The sequence below is a fragment of the Caulobacter sp. HMWF025 genome, from assembly GCF_003060965.1.
In the GTDB taxonomy this organism is placed as follows: Bacteria; Pseudomonadota; Alphaproteobacteria; order Caulobacterales; family Caulobacteraceae; genus Caulobacter.
In genome coordinates, this window is record NZ_QAII01000118.1 from 1 (window position 1) to 16,965 (window position 16,965).

General features: G+C 67.8%; 14 protein-coding genes. 8 read left to right on the plus strand and 6 right to left on the minus strand.

The genetic code is table 11. The annotated features are described in order from the left end of the window. Positions 1-102 precede the first annotated feature (102 nt). The gene (gene lpdA / locus DBR10_RS12770) at positions 103-1,545 is read left to right on the plus strand and encodes a dihydrolipoyl dehydrogenase (RefSeq protein ID WP_335582560.1); all 1,443 of its coding nucleotides are present in this window, start codon (positions 103-105) and stop codon (positions 1,543-1,545) included. Between the two features lie 63 nt (positions 1,546-1,608). Here lpdA and DBR10_RS12775 read toward each other — a convergent pair whose 3' ends face one another. From DBR10_RS12775 to DBR10_RS12790, 4 genes are all read right to left on the minus strand, one after another. Next, positions 1,609-2,262 carry a glutathione S-transferase family protein gene (locus DBR10_RS12775; RefSeq protein WP_108490411.1) on the minus strand — a complete coding sequence of 218 codons (654 nt, stop codon included), beginning with the start codon at positions 2,260-2,262 and terminating at the stop codon, positions 1,609-1,611. Positions 2,263-2,424: 162 nt separating this feature from the next. Beyond that, on the minus strand, positions 2,425-4,404 hold the full coding sequence (locus tag DBR10_RS12780; RefSeq protein ID WP_108556390.1) for a methyl-accepting chemotaxis protein: 1,980 nt from the start codon (positions 4,402-4,404) through the stop codon (positions 2,425-2,427). Between the two features lie 143 nt (positions 4,405-4,547). Beyond that, positions 4,548-5,474 carry a tyrosine recombinase XerC gene (locus DBR10_RS12785; protein WP_108556393.1) on the minus strand — a complete coding sequence of 309 codons (927 nt, stop codon included), beginning with the start codon at positions 5,472-5,474 and terminating at the stop codon, positions 4,548-4,550. Positions 5,475-5,476: 2 nt separating this feature from the next. Next, on the minus strand, positions 5,477-6,154 hold the full coding sequence (locus tag DBR10_RS12790; protein ID WP_108490295.1) for a DUF484 family protein: 678 nt from the start codon (positions 6,152-6,154) through the stop codon (positions 5,477-5,479). Between the two features lie 134 nt (positions 6,155-6,288). Between DBR10_RS12790 and DBR10_RS12795 the strand changes: the two genes are divergently transcribed. After that, positions 6,289-8,451 (plus strand): primosomal protein N', encoded by a 2,163-nt coding sequence (locus DBR10_RS12795; RefSeq protein ID WP_108556394.1) that lies wholly within the window; start codon positions 6,289-6,291, stop codon positions 8,449-8,451. A gap of 180 nt (positions 8,452-8,631) precedes the next feature. Next, positions 8,632-9,657, plus strand: coding sequence for a phosphate ABC transporter substrate-binding protein PstS (pstS, locus tag DBR10_RS12800; protein ID WP_158272240.1), 1,026 nt, complete (start codon positions 8,632-8,634; stop codon positions 9,655-9,657). Positions 9,658-9,675: 18 nt separating this feature from the next. Here pstS and DBR10_RS12805 read toward each other — a convergent pair whose 3' ends face one another. Together DBR10_RS12805 and DBR10_RS12810 are read right to left on the minus strand one after the other, a co-directional pair. After that, positions 9,676-11,253, minus strand: coding sequence for an MDR family MFS transporter (locus DBR10_RS12805; protein WP_108505936.1), 1,578 nt, complete (start codon positions 11,251-11,253; stop codon positions 9,676-9,678). 117 nt (positions 11,254-11,370) lie between these two features. Further along, complete coding sequence (locus DBR10_RS12810; protein ID WP_108490282.1) at positions 11,371-12,165, minus strand: TerC family protein; 795 nt, start codon at positions 12,163-12,165, stop codon at positions 11,371-11,373. Between the two features lie 116 nt (positions 12,166-12,281). On the opposite strand from DBR10_RS12810, the gene DBR10_RS12815 reads away from it, so the two are divergent. The 5 genes from DBR10_RS12815 to DBR10_RS12835 all read left to right on the plus strand — a co-directional run. Then, positions 12,282-13,376, plus strand: a complete 1,095-nt coding sequence (locus DBR10_RS12815) for an acyltransferase family protein (protein ID WP_108490281.1) — start codon at positions 12,282-12,284, stop codon at positions 13,374-13,376. A 70-nt stretch (positions 13,377-13,446) separates the two neighbouring features. Beyond that, the gene (locus DBR10_RS12820; protein ID WP_108490280.1) at positions 13,447-14,136 is read left to right on the plus strand and encodes a CHAP domain-containing protein; all 690 of its coding nucleotides are present in this window, start codon (positions 13,447-13,449) and stop codon (positions 14,134-14,136) included. Positions 14,137-14,198: 62 nt separating this feature from the next. Further along, positions 14,199-15,158, plus strand: coding sequence for a magnesium transporter CorA family protein (locus tag DBR10_RS12825; RefSeq protein ID WP_108505935.1), 960 nt, complete (start codon positions 14,199-14,201; stop codon positions 15,156-15,158). A 50-nt stretch (positions 15,159-15,208) separates the two neighbouring features. After that, complete coding sequence (locus DBR10_RS12830; protein ID WP_108556391.1) at positions 15,209-15,706, plus strand: hypothetical protein; 498 nt, start codon at positions 15,209-15,211, stop codon at positions 15,704-15,706. A gap of 88 nt (positions 15,707-15,794) precedes the next feature. Then, positions 15,795-16,965, plus strand: a 1,171-nt coding sequence (locus DBR10_RS12835; protein WP_108556392.1) for a pentapeptide repeat-containing protein, incomplete at its 3' end; no start/stop codon positions are given.

The window sequence follows — 16,965 nt, forward strand, 5'->3', positions numbered from 1 at the left end:
AGCAGGGTTTGCGGCCGCTTTGGGTTGATCCCCCCGACGGCTGCGCTAGGAGTAGCCCGCCCGCCCTGTTCGTGTGGAAATCTCGGGGGCGCGGTCCCATCTCTGTCCGGCGCCGTTCGCAGGCGCGTCTCAAGGCGAAGATCCATGGCTCAATACGACGTCGTCATCATCGGGGGCGGTCCCGGCGGCTACAATGCGGCGATCCGCGCCGGTCAGCTGGGCCTGAAGGTCGCCATCATCGAGGGGCGCGGCACGCTGGGCGGGACCTGCCTGAACGTCGGCTGCATGCCGTCCAAGGCCCTGCTGCACGCGTCTGAGGTCTATGCCGCCGCCGCCGGTGGTGAGCTGGCCACCCTCGGGATCGAGGTCAAGCCGAAGCTGAACCTGCCGCAGATGATGAAGCAGAAGGCCGACAGCGTCGAAGCCCTGACCAAGGGCGTCGAGTTTCTGATGAAGAAGAACAAGGTCGACTACATCAAGGGCTGGGGCCGCATCGACGGACCGGGCAAGGTTGTGGTCAAGGCCGCCGACGGAACCGAGACGGTGCTTGAGGCCCGCAATATCGTCATCGCCACGGGCTCGGAGCCCACGCCGCTGCCGGGCATCACCGTCGACAACAATCGCATCGTCGATTCGACCGGGGCCCTGACCCTGCCGGAAGTGCCCAAGAGCCTGGTGGTGATCGGGGCCGGCGTCATCGGTCTGGAACTCGGCTCGGTCTGGCGCCGCCTCGGGGCCGAGGTTACGGTCGTCGAGTTCCTCGACCGCATCTGCCCGGGCCTGGACAATGATACCGCCAAGGTCTTCCAGCGCAGCCTGACCAAGCAGGGCTTCAAGTTCCAGCTGGGGGCCAAGGTCACCGGGGCCAAGGCCTCGGCCAAGTCGGTGTCGCTGACGGTCGAGCCCGTTGCCGGCGGCGAGGCCCAGACCCTGACCGCCGACTATGTGCTGGTCGCCATCGGCCGCCGTCCCTTCACCCAGGGCCTCGGCCTGGAGACGGTCGGCATCACGCCCGACAAGCGCGGCATGATTGCCAACGACCACTTCAAGACCAGCGCCCCCGGCGTCTGGGTGATCGGTGACGTGACCAGCGGTCCGATGCTGGCCCACAAGGCCGAGGACGAAGGCGTGGCCTGTATCGAGCTGATCGCCGGCAAGGCGGGTCACGTGAACTACGACCTGATCCCCGGCGTGATCTATACGAGCCCGGAAGTCGCCACCGTCGGCAAGACCGAGGAAGAGCTGAAGGCCGCGGGCATCGCCTACAAGGTCGGCAAGTTCCCGTTCAGCGCCAACAGCCGCGCCAAGATCAACCACGAGGGCGAGGGCCAGGTGAAGGTTCTGGCCGATGCCGCGACCGACCGCATCCTGGGCGTCCACATGGTGGGCCCCAATGTCGGCGACATGATCGGCGAATACTGCGTGGCCATGGAGTTCGGCGGCGCGTCGGAAGACGTGGCCCGCACCTGCCACCCGCACCCGACCCGGTCGGAGGCCCTGCGCCAGGCCGCCATGGGCGTCGAAGGCTGGACCATGCAGGCTTAAGCCTGCCAGGTCTGCAGAAAATCAGGGGCGGGTCACCGGAGCCGGTGTCCCGCCCCTGTTCGTTCAGGCCTCCGGTGAGACGGCCCTGAATTCCGCCAGCTGCGCCGCAAAGGCCCGCTGGAAGGCCGGCCGGGCCTCGGCCCGGGCGATATAGGTCGAAAGGGCCGGAACCTCTTCCAGCAGGCCGCTGCCCTTCAGGCGCTGCAGCACGCTGACCATCATCAGATCACCGGCGCTGAACCCGGCCTCCAGCCACTCCGCCTCGCCCAGGGCGAGGGCCAGTTCGGCGAGCCGCCGGCGGACGCGGTCGTCCAGTAGGGGCTGCCGCGCCGCCTGCCAGGGGGCGTCGTGCTCGACCAGCAGGGCCATGGAGCGCTCGACGATCGGTGGCTCGACCGTATTGAGCGCGGCGAACATCCACATGATGGCCCGGGCGCGGAGCCGGGGCTCATCCGGCAGAAGGCCCTGGTTTTGCTCTGCAATGTGCAGGACGATCGCGCCGGACTCGAACAGGACGAGGTCGTCGTCCTCAAGGGTCGGGATCTGGCCGAACGGCTGCCGGGCCCGATGGGCCGGTGTCCTGAGGTCGTCGAAGGACAGCGGCAGCACCTCATAGGCCAGACCGACCTCCTCGAGGGCCCAGCGAACCCGCATGTCACGGGCCAGGCCCCGGCCGCGATCCGGCGAGCGTTCGAAAGCGGTGAGGCGAAGGCTCATGCGGAAGCTCCCTGCTCAGGCCGGGGAGAGGGGCCCGGCGCGGGGGCAGATTTCCCCGGATCCGGCCCAGAAAAAAGCCCCACCGGTGTCCCGGCGGGGCTCGAGTTGTTTTTCAGGGGAGGAACGCCCCGAGGGGATGGGGCGCTTACGCGGCACTAAACCTTAGAATTCTTCCCAGTCGTCGCTCGAGGCGGCAGGCTTGGCCGAGCCGGCGAAGGCGGCCAGCTTGGCCTGGGCGGCGCGGACCGGATTGGCACCGGGGCGGCTGTGCGACGAGGCGGGCTGCAAGGTCGGACGCGACACCGGCGGCGGGGCGGCCGGGCGGCGGTTGACGCGGGTCGAGGCCACAGCCTCGGAGCCATTGACCCGGAAGCGCGAGATCATCTGCATCAGGTTGCCGGCCTCGCCCTTCAGCGAGTGGCTGGCGGCGGTCGACTGCTCGACCATGGCCGCGTTCTGCTGAACGGTCTGGTCCATCTGGTTGACGGCGGCATTCACCTCGTTGAGGCCGGTCGCCTGTTCGGCACCGCCGGCGGCGATTTCGCTGACCAGGGCGTCGATCTCGCTGACCTTGGCGACGATGGCCTGCAGGGCCTCGCCGGTCTGGCCGACCATGGCCACACCCTGGCCGACCTGCTGGCTGGAGGTCGAAATCAGGGTCTTGATCTCCTTGGCGGCGTCGGCCGAGCGCTGGGCCAGGGCCCGCACTTCCTGGGCGACGACGGCGAAGCCACGACCGGCTTCACCGGCCCGGGCCGCTTCAACCCCGGCGTTCAGGGCCAGCAGGTTGGTTTGGAAGGCGATTTCGTCGATGACGCCGATAATCTGGCTGATCGACTGCGACGACTTCTCAATCTGGTTCATGGCGTCGACGGCACCGCGCACCACGATGCTGGAGCGTTCGGCGTCGGCGCGGGTCGAGCCCACGACCTTGGAGGCTTCGACGGCACCGGCCGACGAGCGCTTCACCGTGGCGGTGATCTCGTCGAGAGCGGCGGCGGTTTCTTCCAGGCTGGCGGCCTGCTGCTCGCTGCGGCGCGACAGGTCGTCGGCGGCCGAGGCGATTTCGTCAGAGCCGGCCCCGATGCTGCTGGCGGCGTGGACGATGGTGCGCATCGCCTCTTCCATCTGGGTGATGGCGCCGTTGAAGTCGCTTTGCAGGCGCTGATAGGCCTCGGGGAAGTGCTGGTCGACGCGGTAGGTCAGATCGCCTTCGGCCAGGCGGTTCAGGCCGGTGGCGATGTGTTCCATGACGAAGGCCTGCTCGCGGGCGGCGGCATCGGCGGCCTCCTGGTTGCGACGGCGTTCGGCTTCGGTTTCAGCGCTCAGGCGCTGCTGGTTGGCTTCGGCGGTGCGCAGGGCCAGGGCATTGTCCTTGAACACCTGGACCGAGCGGGCCATCGCACCGACCTCGTCCTTGCGCTGGGCCCCGATCACATCGACGTCGACCGAGCCCTGGGCCAGGGTTTCCATGGTCCGCGACAGGTTGGTCAGGGGGCGCGAGATCTTGGCGCTGCCGATCCAGATGGCGAAGGCCAGGGCGGCACCGGCCGAGATCAGACCGAACAGGATGCTGAAGAGGGTGCCGGCCGCGGCATCCTTCTTCGCTTCCTCGACCATGATCCGGGTTTCGTCGGCATGGGTGTTGGTGAACTTGCTGACGTCCTTGTTCAGGCTGGAGATGTCCGGATCGATCACGGCCATCACCATGATCGCCGCCTCGTCGGCGTCCATCAGGGCCAGGTCGGCACCCTGGCGGGCGCTGGAATAGATCTTCTCAAGGCGGGTGCTGAAGTCCGCCAGGGTCTTGGCGGCGGCGGGATCGGCCTTCTTGACGGCCGCGATGCGCTCCTTGGCTTCCTTGTAGGCGACGTCCATTTCCTGGCTCGCGGCCTGGGCCTCGGGCGAGCTACCCGTGTTGGACACGGTGCGATAGGCCGCATAGCCGATGGTCATGATCCGGCGGTTGAAGCGCGAGGCTTCCAGCTCGGCCGGGGCGCGCTGTTCGACGAGAACCGTGGTGGCATCCTCGGATTTCTTCGCCTGCCAGACCCCCATGCCGACGATGGCCAGGGCCACCACGGTGAGGATCACGGCGGGCAGCGCCACCTTGGTCGAAATCTTGAGATCGTCGAATTTCATCACTAAACCCCTGATCCGCCGCGCGCGCTCGTCGGGCGAGCGTCGGTTGTTGTGCCCTACAAGCACTGACCCCCGTAAAAACGCGGTTAATCCAGCCAATTAACTTCAAGACCCGGGATGAACCGCGACAGTACGTCGCAGGTTTACTGGCCGTGGGGGTGGGCCCGACCGTAGGCGGCCATCAGACCGGCGGCGTCGACCTGGGTATAGCGCTGGGTGGTCGACAGCGAGGCGTGGCCGAGCAGGTCCTGAATCGCGCGCAGGTCCGCGCCGGCCCCCAGCAGGTGGGTGGCAAAGGCGTGGCGCAGGGCGTGGGGCGTCACCCGGTCCGACAGGCCAAGGCGGCCCCGCAACCGCTGGACCGTCGCCTGCATGTGGCGCGGAGACAGGGGGCCGCCGCGCCGGGCCCGGAACAGCGGCTCGTCCGGGGACAGGACGAAGGGCAGGGCGGCGACATAGGCGTTGATGGCGGCCTGCACCGCCGGCAGCACCGGGACAATGCGGGTCTTGCCGCCCTTGCCGATGATCCTGAGGCTGTTGCCGAGCGGGGCGTCACGACGGGTCAGGGACAGGCCTTCGCTGATGCGCAGCCCGCAGCCCCAGAGCAGGGTCAGGACGGCTTCGTCGCGGGCGATCTCCCAGTCTTCGTAGTCGGGATCCGCCCCGGCCTCCTCCAGCAGGTCATGGGCCTGGGTTTCGGTGACCGGGCGCGGCAGGCCCACCTGCAGGCGGGGGCCACGCACCAGCTCGACGGCACTGTTGGGGGTGGCCAGACGCAGGTCGAGAAAGCGGTGAAAGGCCCGGATCGAGGACAGGGTCTGGGCCAGGGAGCGTGGGGCCAGGCCCTCTTCGCCCTCGCGACGAAAGGCCAGATAGGCGCGCAGGTCGGCGGCCGAGACCGCACCCAGTAGGTCCAGGGTGACGGTCTCGCCGTGATGGCGGGCCAGAAAGTTCAGATAGGCCAGAACATTGTCGCCATAGGCCCGGACAGTCCGGGGCGAGGCGCGGCGCTCGTGGGTGAGATGGTCCAGCCAGGCGGCTAGGGCCTCCCGGCCGTCGGGCCGGGCCAGGCTCACAGGACGGGCCAGCGCTCGGCGGTACGCTCGACCACGCGGGCCAGGAAGGCCACCAGTTCGGAGCCCATGTCGGGCGTGAAGGCTTCGGGGTCCGACGAGCCGAAGGCGAGGATGCCCTGACGCGAGGGCTCCCACAGGGCCAGGCGGACGATGGCCATGCTGCGGATGTGGTCCAGCTTGTCGCCGAACAGGCCCAGCGCCGGGGCATAGAAGCCCATGCGCGCCACGGCATGTTCGCCCATCAGCATGTCGATCTGACCCTCGATCAGGCCGTACCAGCCGGCGGGGACCCGGCCGGGGCCTTCCAGGACGATGACGCCGGTGGTCAGGCCGAAGCGCAGGGTGGCCATCTCGTCGACGCGACGCGCCAGGTCGGAGTGGTTGCGGGCGTCCAGCAGGTCGATGACCGCCGCATGGGTCTGGGCCTGGGCCGAGAAGTTGGCGCGGGCCGTGGCTTCGATCTCGCGCCGAACATGGGCTTCGCGCTTGTGTGCGGCCGCAGCCCGGGCCAGGGCCGCCGGTCCGAAGTCGATGACATTGCCGCCGTCGACCCGCAGGCCCAGTTCGCCCAGCAGGCCGCTATCGTCGCGCAGGAACTCCGGCTCATCCCGCAGGAAGGCGCGGACGGCTTCGGGGTCAACGGCCTGCATCATGGCTTGAGTTGCATCGCTCATTGTCGGTCCACTCCGCCCCGGGGGCATTTACTCAGACGGCGACATCAAGACCCAAGGCGGTTAACAGCGACTTGATGGCCGGGACGATGCGTCCTCTCGACCCCGCCGGCCTTTCGCGGCAGAAGCTGATTCCCATGCCGCGTATCGCCTCCGTTCTTTTGCCCATGCCGCTGCCGGAGGCGTTCGACTATGCCGAGCCGGAGGGGCTGGGCCTGTCGGTCGGCGATCATGTCACCGTGCCGCTGGGCCCCCGCGTGATTCGGGGTGTCGTCACGGCCCTGCGGGACGGGACCGGCGGCAACCGGCCCCTGAAGCCGGTTCTGGAACGGCTTGACGATCCGCCCCTGCCGCCCGGGGTCCTGACCTTCATCGACTGGGCAGCGCGCTATTCGGTGGACGTCCCCGGCTGGCCGCTGGCCATGGCCCTGCGCGGCCTGCGCCATCCGCCGCCCAAGCCCGACCGGGTGCTGGTCCTCAGCGGAACCCAGTCGGCCCGGATGACGCCGGCACGCCTGAAGGTCCTGGCCGCCGCCGAGGCCGGGCCGATGTCCGGTGCGGCCCTGGCCAGCCTGGCCGGGGTTTCTGCGGGGGTCGTCAAGGGGCTGGTCGACGAGGGGGCCCTGGTGGTCGAGCTGGTCGAGGCCGACAACAGCTTCCCCGCGCCGGACCTGTCCCTGCCGCCCCAGAGCCTTAACCCCAGCCAGCAGGCCTGCGCTGACGTTCTGTCGGAGATGCTGGGCCTGGGCGGGTTTCAGGCGGCGCTGCTCGACGGGGTAACCGGCTCGGGCAAGACCGAGGTCTATCTGGAGGCCGTCGCCGCCGCCCTGGCCGAGGACCCCGACAGTCAGGTGCTGATCCTGCTGCCCGAGATCGCCCTGACCCAGGCGGTGATGAGCCGCTTTGCCCAGCGCTTCGGGGCCATGCCGGCCGAGTGGCACTCCGGCGTCGCCCCGCCCCGGCGTCGCAAGGTCTGGGAAGGCGTAGCCAGCGGCCGGGCCAGGATCGTGGTCGGGGCTCGCTCGGCCCTGTTCCTGCCGTTCCGCAAGCTGCGGCTGATCGTGGTCGACGAGGAGCATGACAGCTCGTTCAAGCAGGAAGAGGGATTCATCTATCAGGCCCGCGACCTGGCCGTGGCCCGGGCCAAGATCGAGGCGGCGCTGGTGGTGCTGGCCTCGGCGACGCCGTCGCTGGAAAGCCTGTGGAACGCCCAGAGCGGCCGCTATCGCTGGCTGCGCCTCAGTGCGCGGCACGGGGCGGCGCAACTGCCCGACATCGGCCTGATCGACATGCGCGAGACCCCGCCCGAGGCCGGCCGCTGGCTGTCGCCGCCGCTGGTCAAGGCGATGAGCGTCACCCTCGCCCGGGGCGAGCAGTCGATGCTGTTCCTCAATCGCCGGGGCTATGCGCCCCTCGTGCTGTGCCGGGCCTGCGGCGATAAGATGAAGTCACCCGACACCGACAGCTGGCTGGTCGAGCACCGCTATACCGGGCGGCTGGTCTGCCATCTGACGGGCTTTTCGATGAAGAAGCCGGAGGCCTGTCCGTCGTGCGGAGCGAAGGACAGCTTGGTCTCGATCGGGCCCGGCGTGGAGCGGGTCGAGGAAGAGGCGCGCTATCTGTTTCCCACCGCGCGCATTGCGGTGTTTTCCTCCGACACGGTGATGGACGCGGCCGGGGCCCGGGCGCTGGTCGACAGCATGGCGGCCGGCGAGATCGATATCCTGGTGGCCACCCAGGCCGCCGCCAAGGGCCACAACTTTCCCAACCTGACCCTGGTCGGGGTGGTCGATGCCGACCTGTCCCTGCGCGGCGGCGACCTGCGGGCCGGCGAGCGGACCTTCCAGCTGCTGGCTCAGGCGGCGGGCCGGGCCGGGCGGCACGAGAAGCCGGGCCGGGCCCTGCTGCAGACCTATACGCCGGACCATGCCGTGCTTCAGGCCCTGAAAGCCCAGGACCGTGACGCCTTCGTCGAGGCCGAGATGCGGATGCGCGAGGAAGCCGGCCTGCCGCCGTTCGGCCGCCTCGCTGCGGTGATCGCCTCCGGCCCCGACCCGGTGGCCCTCGAGGCCTATGTCGAGGCCCTGGCGGCGGCGATCCCCAATGCCGAGGGGGTCGAGGTGTTCGGGCCGGCCGATGCGCCTCTCGGGCTGGTGCGTGGACGCCGCCGCAAGCGTTTCCTGGTCCGGGCTGATCGCAAGGTGGACCTGCAGGGCTTCATGGCAGCCTGGCGGGCCCGGGCGAAGGTCCCGAACTCTGTGCGGGTCGTGATCGATATTGATCCGTACAGCTTCCTGTAATTCGTGTTTTGTTATTTCTGAAGTCATTGCCATTCAGTCGCATGAATAGATGCGTCTTCGTGTCACATATTCACGTCTGAAATCCTCCGGTCAGAAAGGTGTCCAGGGAAGAAATCCAGATCTGTGACGGGCACGGTAAACAAGTACCCGCCTTTCTGGGACATGCCGGGAGGATATCTTTTGAAAACGCTTGTCACGTCGTTGGCCTTGGCCCTCTGTCTGGCCGGAGCCGGTGCGGCCATGGCCCAGGCTCCCGCAGCCCCTCCCACCGTGATCAGCGGGGCAGGCGGGTCGATCCAGTCCCCCCTGTTCAAGGCCTGGATGACTGACTACCAGGCCGAGACCGGCCGGGTCATGACCTATCAGGGCCAGAACTCCGCGTTCGGAATCAGCCAGATCGAGGCCAAGGCCGCCGATTTCGGCGTCACCGCCATGCCGCTGTCGGACGCCGACCTGCAGGCCAAGGGGCTGAGCCAGTTTCCCTTCCTGATCAGCGGCACGGTGCTGGTGACCAATGTCCCGGGGCTGGAGAGCGGCAAGCTTCGGCTGGATGGGCCTCTGCTGGCGGCGATCTTCATGGGCGAGGTCACCAAGTGGAATGACCCGAAAATCAAGGCCGTCAATCCAGGCGTCGACCTGCCGGACTGGCCGATCACGGTGGCGCACCGCACTGATCCGGCCAGCATGACCCTGCTGCTGACCAGCTATCTGTCGGCCGTCAGTCCGGCCTGGAAGGCTGGTCCCGGGGCCGGCGAGACCGTCACCTGGCCGATCGGACTGGGCGGCAAGGGCAATGCCGGGATCAGCGAGATCATGGGCGGGACCATGGGCACCCTCGGCTATGTCGAATATGCCTATGCCCTCGATCACAAGCTCGACCTGGTGTCCCTGAAGAACCATGACGGGCTGTTCGTCGCGCCGTCGCCCGGGGGCTTTGCGGCCGTGGCGGCGGGGGCGAACTGGTCGGCGTCGAAGGGGTTCGGCGTGCCGACCCTGGATCAGCCGGGAGCGGCCAGCTGGCCGCTGGTGCTGGTCAGCTACGGTCTGCTGCGGGATGACGCGCCGGCGGACCGTCGCCGCCTGGTCACGGATTTCTTCGACTGGGGCTATGCCAAGGGCGACGCCCGGGTTTCGGCCCTCGGCTATGCGCCGGTCACGGCACCGGTGAAGGCGCTGGTCCGCAAGCTCTGGTCGACGGCTCCCTGACGCTTGAGCGACGCCGGTTCAGACGGTCGGCTCGTCCTTGACCAGGACGGGCGCGGCCTCCGGCATGCGCGAGCGCAGGGGCAGGGCCGGGATGAACAGGATCGTCACCAGGCCTGCCAGAACCACGACGACGCCGGCGACCATGATGCTGCGAACGGCGTGGACCAGGGCGGCCTTGAGCGCGGGATCAGCAGCGGCGTGGCCGGCATGCAGACCGGCCTCCATTGCCAGGCCCTGAAGCGCCCCGAGTGAGAGGGCCCCGTCCAGGCCGGCCAGGCTGTGGGTCAGCAGGGCTCCGGCCAGGGCTGCGCCGACTGTGGAGCCGATCTGGCGAAAGAACTGGTTGGAACTGGTGGCCACGCCGATGTCGCGCGGGTCGACGGCATTCTGGGTGGCGATGTTGAACAGGCTCTGGCCCGGCCCGAGGCCGAGCCCGACCACCAGCAGCATCAGGCAAAGGATCGGAAGACTGACCTTGCCCAGGAACAGGGACAGCAGGCCGACCCCGATCACCATCAGGACGGCGCCGGTCAGCATGAACGGCTTGTAGCGTCCGGTGCGGCTGACCAGCTGACCCGAAAGGGTGCTGCCGATGATCATGCCGCCCATCAGGGGCAGCATGGCCAGCCCGCTGGTGGTGGCGTTCACGCCCAGTCCCAGCTGCAGGTACAGCGGCAGGAACATCACCACGCCCATGAAGGCGGCCGAGATCAGGAAACCGGCGAGATTGGCGGTCGAGAAAGTCCGGTTGCGGAACAGGTGCGGCGGCAGGATCGGATTGCCGACGCGGGTTTCAACGGTGATGAACAGGCCGAGGGCCACCGCTGCGGCGGCGAACAGGCCGAGACTCTGGGGCGAGCTCCAGGCAAAGCTCTGGCCGCCCAGGCTGAGGGCCAGCAGCAGGGGCACGAAGGCGGTGATCAGCAGGGCGGCGCCCAGCACGTCGACTGCGCCCGACCGCTGATGCGGCAGGGCCGGCATCTTCACGATCACCATGAACAGCGACAGCAGGCTGAGCGGCAGGTTGACATAGAATACCCAGCGCCAGCCGGCGATGGTGTGGGCTCCGAACTGGACTGTGCCGTGGTCGGTGAAATAGCCGCCGATCAGCGGGCCCAGCACGCTGGCCAGGCCGAACACCGAGCCGAAGATGCCTGCGAACTTGCCGCGCTCGCGCGGCGGATAGAGGTCGGCGATGATGGCGAAGGCGGTGGTGAACAGGGCTCCGCCGCCGATCCCCTGCAGGGCCCGGAACACGATCAGCTGGACCATGCCGCTGACCCCGAAGACCGGGCCGAACTCGCCGGACAGGCCTGACAGCCAGGAGCCGGCCAGGAAGATCAGGATACCGGTGACCAGGACCGGCTTGCGCCCGTAGATGTCGCCCAGCTTGCCCCAGATCGGCACCATGACCGTCGAGGTCAGCAGATAGGCCGTGGTCACCCAGGAATAGAGGGTCAGGCCGTGCAGGTCGGCGATGATCCGCGGCATCGCGGTGGAGACGATGGTCTGGTCCAGCGCGCTGAGCAGGAAGACGATCATCAGGGCCCCGAGCGTCAGGCGTCGCTCGGCATCGCTGAAGGGTTGGCCGGTCATGGAAGGATAGAAGCCCCTGGCCCTGCCCCGGCGATCCGGGGAGGGTTCGGGACACGCTCTAGAACCTTTCCGGACCGGATGGAATCACCCGGCCCGGAACGGGACGATGGCGCAGGTCTACTGACCGGCGGCCTGCTTCTTCTCCGCAGCCCGTCGGGACAGCATGTTCAGGCCCTCGACCCCGGCCGAGAAGGCCATGGCCGTGTAGATGTAGCCCTTGGGAACATGCATGCCGAAGGCTTCGGCGATCAGGACGGTGCCGATCATCAGCAGGAAGCCGAGCGCCAGCATCACCACAGTCGGGTTCTTGTTGATGAAGTTGGCCAGCGGGTCGGCGGCCAGCAGCATCACGGTCACCGCGACGAGCACGGCGACCACCATGACCGGCAGGTGCTCGGTCATGCCGACGGCGGTCAGGATCGAGTCGATCGAAAACACCAGGTCGAGCAGGATGATCTGGAAGATAGCCGAGCCGACATTCGAGATCGCCGCGCCCGTCTTGTCGAGGACGTCGTGGCTTTCCTGCTTGGTGTCGACGCTGTGGTGGATTTCCTTGGTCGCTTTCCAGATCAGGAACAGGCCACCGGCAAACAGGATCAGGTCGCGCCAGGAGAAGGCGGTTTCGAACGAGGGCTCGCCGTGCGCGCCGAGCGGACCCACGATCCCGAGATCGAATACCGGCTTGGTCAGGCCGACGATGAAGGCGATCGTCGACAGCAGAACCAGGCGCATGATCAGGGCCAGCGAGATGCCGATCCGGCGCACCCTCTGACGGTGCTCGGGCGCCAGCTTGTTGGACAGGATGGAGATAAAGATCAGGTTGTCGATGCCGAGCACGACTTCCATGACGATCAGGGTGATCAGGGCGGCCCAGACGGTGGGGTCTGCGGCAAGTTGAAGGAGTTCGTTCATCGTCCCGTTCTAAGGTTCCGGTCTGGAATACGCGTCTCTGCCCACCCCCCGGCGGGCACCGTCCATGCAAGGGACGCGACGGAAGCCCCCAGGCTTCGCCAAACCGGACTGAAAGTATGCCTGACGCCGCCAATATCAAGTCCCTGACCGCCCTGCGGTTCCTGGCGGCCTTCTGGGTGGTGATGTTTCACTACTGGCCCAACCTTGCGACCGGCTTCACCCCGGCCTTTGCAGCCAAGGGCTATCTGGGCGTCGAGGCCTTCTTCACCCTGTCGGGCTTCATCCTCTGCCATGTCTATCTGCAGGGCTTCGGGGAGGGCCGGTTTCGCTACGGCGACTTCCTGTGGAACCGGGTGGCGCGGGTCTATCCCCTGCATCTGGCGACCCTGGTCGGCGTGGGGCTGATGGCCGCCGCCGCCGGACTGGCCGGGGTGGCGGTGGACCGCAACATGCTGGCCTGGGAGGCCCTGCCGGCCAACCTGCTGATGGTCCATGCCTGGGGCTTTGCGCCCGTATCGGGATGGAACCATGCCTCCTGGTCGATCTCGGCCGAGTGGTTTGCCTATCTGACCTTTCCGGCCTTCGCCTTCGCGGCCTGGCGGCTGCGCCACCGGCCCTGGCTGGCCGTCGTCCTGGCGCTGGGCCTGATCGCCGGACTCTATCCCGCCTTCGAGCGTCTGGCCGGCTTTCCGCTGACCGAGGCCACCATCCAGTGGGGCGCGCTGCGCATCGTGCCGTGTTTCGCCTATGGCTGCGCCCTGCATGCCCTCTGGCGCTCGGCGGTGATTCCCGCGCGCTGGGCCGTGCCCCTTGCCGCAATAATGGGCGCCCTGGTCGCGATCGCGGTGCAGGTCCAGGCCCCCGATGCGGTGATTGTCATGGTCCTCGGCGGCCTCATTCTGGGTTTGGCCGGCCTGTCCTCGAGCGGGTCGACCTTCGCGACCCAAAGCATTCCCGTCTATCTGGGTGAGATCAGCTATTCGACCTACATGATCTGCATCCCGTGGAAGATCATCTCGGTCAATCTAGCGACCCGGGTTCTCGGTATCGATGGTGAGCAACTGCCACTCACGGTCTGGCTGGTGATTGTCGCCGCACTCGTCCCGCTCTCGGCAGGCTCGTATCACCTGATCGAGAATCCGGCCCGACACTGGCTCAAATCTCTGGGGAAAACCTGGGGACAGCGGCGACCTGCCACAGCCGGTGCCTGAGAAACACTCTTTTCACAGGTCTCTGGCAAGGTTACTGCTTGGTTGAGTGAGGCGGGGGAGTTCCCACAGCATGACGAAACGGACGAGAACCCTCTGGGGTTCCCTGGCCGCTGCCGCCATGATCAGCCTGCTGCCGGTCTCCGGAGCAGTCGCTGACGGCTATTGGCAGTGCGTTCCGTTTGCACGTCTGATGTCGGGCATCCAGATCTTCGGTGACGCCCGCACCTGGTGGAGCCAGGCCGCCGGCAAGTATGACACCGGCACGGTTCCCAAGATCGGCTCGGTGCTCTCGTTCAAGCCGACCGGCCGCATGACCCTGGGCCACGTGGCCTTCGTCAGCCAGGTCCTGACCGATCGCGTCATCCAGGTGACCCACGCCAACTGGTCCGTCATCGACGGCGGCCGCGGCCAGGTCGAGACGGATGTCACCGTGGTCGACGTCTCGCCGAACGGCGACTGGAGCGAGGTCAAGGTCTGGTACGACCCGATCCGCGATCTGGGCACCACGGTCTATCCGACCCACGGCTTCATCTACCAGAACGCCCAAGCGACGAAGATCGCTGCGGCGACCAGCAAGATCGCCCTGGCCCAGAACGCCGTGGTCTCGGTGGCCAAGCAGGCCGCCAACCAGGTGGCCGCCTCGGTTCGCGCCTCGCCGCTGGACATCATCACCCAGGCCGCCGACTCCACCGACCGTATTGCCGCCCTGATCGAGGCCGCAACCCAGTCGGACAGCGACAAGCCCGCACCCCCGCGCTAACGCCGCGTTGACCTTGTCGTCGCGGTGGGCCATTCCCGGCCTGTGACGGGGCTGGTTGAACCATGCTGAGAATTCTGCGCCACGGCGCGCCGGGCTTTGAACCGGTCATCGTCAGTCCCGACTGGCGGCTCCCGGCTGACGCCGTGTGGGTCGAACTGGTCGATCCCTCGCGGGCCGAGGAAGTGGCGGTTGAGAAATCGATCGGCCTGCTGCTGCCGACGCGCGAGGAGATGGCCGAGATCGAGGCCTCCTCGCGCCTCTATCAGGAGGACGGCGGCACCTTCATGACCGCCACCATCCTGGTCAATGCCGACGGCGACCTGCCGACGGCCGCGCCCGTGACCTTCGTGCTGACCGGCCAGCGGCTGGTGACCATCCGCTATGTCGAGCCACGGGCCTTTTCGGTCTTTGCCGCCCAGGCCGAGCGGCAGCCCAGCCTGTGCCCCAACGGTCCGCAGACCTTCCTCGGCCTGCTGGACGCCATTGTCGACCGCACGGCCGACATCCTCGAACGTACCGCCAGTGAGGTCGAGGCCCAGTCCCGGGCGATCTTCAGCCGGCCGCGCGGCGGGGCCTTCGAGCAGATCCTCAACCGCCTGGGCCGGGCCCAGAACGTCAATGCCAAGGCCCGCGACAGTCTCGTCAGCCTGGCCCGCCTGCTCAGCTTCGCCTCCCTGGCCACACAGTTCGAGGGCGATCGTGACCTGCGCGACCACCTCAAATCCCTGCAGCGCGACGTGCAGTCGATCACCGACCACTCCAGCTATGTGTCGGGCAACATCACCTTCCTGCTGGATGCGGCGCTCGGCCTGATCAACATCGAGCAGAACGCCATCTTCAAGATCTTCTCGGTGTTCTCGGCGGTCTTCCTGCCCCCCACCCTGATCGCCGGCGTCTACGGGATGAACTTCGAGCACATGCCCGAACTGCGCTGGATGGAGGGCTATCCGATGGCGCTGGGCCTGATGTTCGCCGCCGCCGTCGGCCCGCTGCTGTGGTTCAAGCGCAAGGGCTGGCTGTAGGTTTTCGCCCTAAGGTTGATTTTGATCGTGCGCGTCAATAGCTTGCGGACATGAGCCGCATTTCCCGCACCACCGTGATCCTTCTTGCTGCCGGACTGGTGCTGGCAGGTTGCGCGACCCCGGGGAAGCGTCTGCCTGAAGGGGACGAAACCTGGGGGTTTGGCCCCTCGGATGGCGAATGGCCGGCCAAGCTGATTTACGGGCTGGAAGAGACCGATATCGTGTCTTTGGGTTTCACCTGTGTTCCTCGGTCAGGTGTCGCCACCGTCATGGTTTTTGTCGGTGATGATGAGCGAACGTGGCCAGATCGCCTTCGGCTTCAAAGTGGTAGCGAGTCACAAACTCTGAACCTTGTTCCGCCCGCAGAGTCGGATGTGCCTGTCGTCGAAGCCTCGATCAACGCGGCGAGTCCTGTCGCGACGGCCTTCGCCAGTACCGGTAGGCTGACGAGCGTGCTCTACGACGTTCATCGTCGGGTTGATGCGCGGGGCGACAGCCAGCGCCGCGACGTTGAGGCCTTCTGGCGGGTGTGCGCCAAGCGGCCCTGACTGGCTTTCCTTCTTCAAGCCCCACCGGAACCCTTCCTTAAAGGGGGCGCGCTAGGGTGCGGCGCTTCTGAAGGACTCCTGATCGCGCATGTCTGCCGCTGTCGCCCGTGATACCCGCCCCGGCCTGATCCGCATCCTCCCGGCTGCCGCCGTCCGCGAGGCGCTGGACGCTCATGGCCGCTATCTGCGGGGCGTGCCGGCCGGACGTCGGGCCAACCTGTCCTACGTCAATCTCAACCACTACAATTTCGAAGGCGCCGACCTGTCGGAGGCCGACCTGACCGGGGCCCTGCTCGGCGGAGCCCTGATGTCGCGGGCCAAGCTGACGCGCGGAACCCTGTACGGCGCCGACCTGCGCGATGCCGACCTGCGGGCGGCCGACCTGTCGCGGACAGACATGCGCGGCGTCTGCCTGCGCGGGGCCAATCTGTCGGGGGCAGACCTGTCGGCGGCCGACCTGCGCGAAGGCGTCACCGCCCTGCAGGACTCGACCGAGGGCTTCCGCATTCTCGAACATTCCCGCCGCCCCGGCGAGCTGGACTATGCCACGCTGAAGGGGGCCAACCTGTCAGGGGCCCAGCTGGGGGCCGAGGTGGCGCGGACCGCCGACTTCACCGATGCGGACCTTTCCGGGGTCTCCCTGCAGGGCGCGCGGCTGGCCGGGGCCCGGATGGACGGGGCCGACCTGTCGGGCGCCAATCTGTTCAATGCCGACATGGCCGGGGCGTCGCTGCGCCGGGCCGTGCTGGTCGGCACCGACCTGTCCGGCGCGGGCCTCGACAAGGCCGATCTGACCGGCGCGCTGCGGGCCCCGCCGGCCCTGATCTATATCGACGACATGCCGCTGTGGGAGGTTCTGGAGATCCACGAACTCTTCTGCCGCACCGAAGGTCGCGAAGGCAAAACGGCCCGGACCGACGGGGTCGACTTCCGTCCGCTGCGCCGCCTGAAGGGCCGGACCCTGACGGGCCTCTCGGCGCCGGGCGGGATCTTCTACGGCATGGACCTGGAAGGCGCCCAGCTGCAGGGGGCCAACCTGGCCGGGGCCGACCTGCGCGGGGCCAAACTGAAGGGCGCCGACCTGCGGGGGGGCCGCCTGATGGATGCCCAGATGGCGGGGGCCGACCTCAGCGGGGCCCGGCTGGGGCCGCTGCAGATTGCCCAGGAGCGATTCCTGCGCACCGACCTGACCCGCGCCGTGCTGCGCGGGGCCGACCTGAGGGGCGCCAGCGCCCCGCGCAGCACGGCGCGGGTCAGGT

Coding starts and splice junctions, on each gene's coding strand:
- DBR10_RS12775 (WP_108490411.1), bottom strand. CDS start 2,262: ATGAGCCTTCGCCTCACCGCTTTCGAACGCTCGCCGGATCGCGGCCGG.
- DBR10_RS12780 (WP_108556390.1), bottom strand. CDS start 4,404: ATGAAATTCGACGATCTCAAGATTTCGACCAAGGTGGCGCTGCCCGCC.
- DBR10_RS12790 (WP_108490295.1), bottom strand. CDS start 6,154: ATGAGCGATGCAACTCAAGCCATGATGCAGGCCGTTGACCCCGAAGCC.
- DBR10_RS12795 (WP_108556394.1), top strand. CDS start 6,289: ATGCCGCGTATCGCCTCCGTTCTTTTGCCCATGCCGCTGCCGGAGGCG.
- DBR10_RS12805 (WP_108505936.1), bottom strand. CDS start 11,253: ATGACCGGCCAACCCTTCAGCGATGCCGAGCGACGCCTGACGCTCGGG.
- DBR10_RS12810 (WP_108490282.1), bottom strand. CDS start 12,165: ATGAACGAACTCCTTCAACTTGCCGCAGACCCCACCGTCTGGGCCGCC.
- DBR10_RS12815 (WP_108490281.1), top strand. CDS start 12,282: ATGCCTGACGCCGCCAATATCAAGTCCCTGACCGCCCTGCGGTTCCTG.
- DBR10_RS12820 (WP_108490280.1), top strand. CDS start 13,447: ATGACGAAACGGACGAGAACCCTCTGGGGTTCCCTGGCCGCTGCCGCC.
- DBR10_RS12825 (WP_108505935.1), top strand. CDS start 14,199: ATGCTGAGAATTCTGCGCCACGGCGCGCCGGGCTTTGAACCGGTCATC.
- DBR10_RS12830 (WP_108556391.1), top strand. CDS start 15,209: ATGAGCCGCATTTCCCGCACCACCGTGATCCTTCTTGCTGCCGGACTG.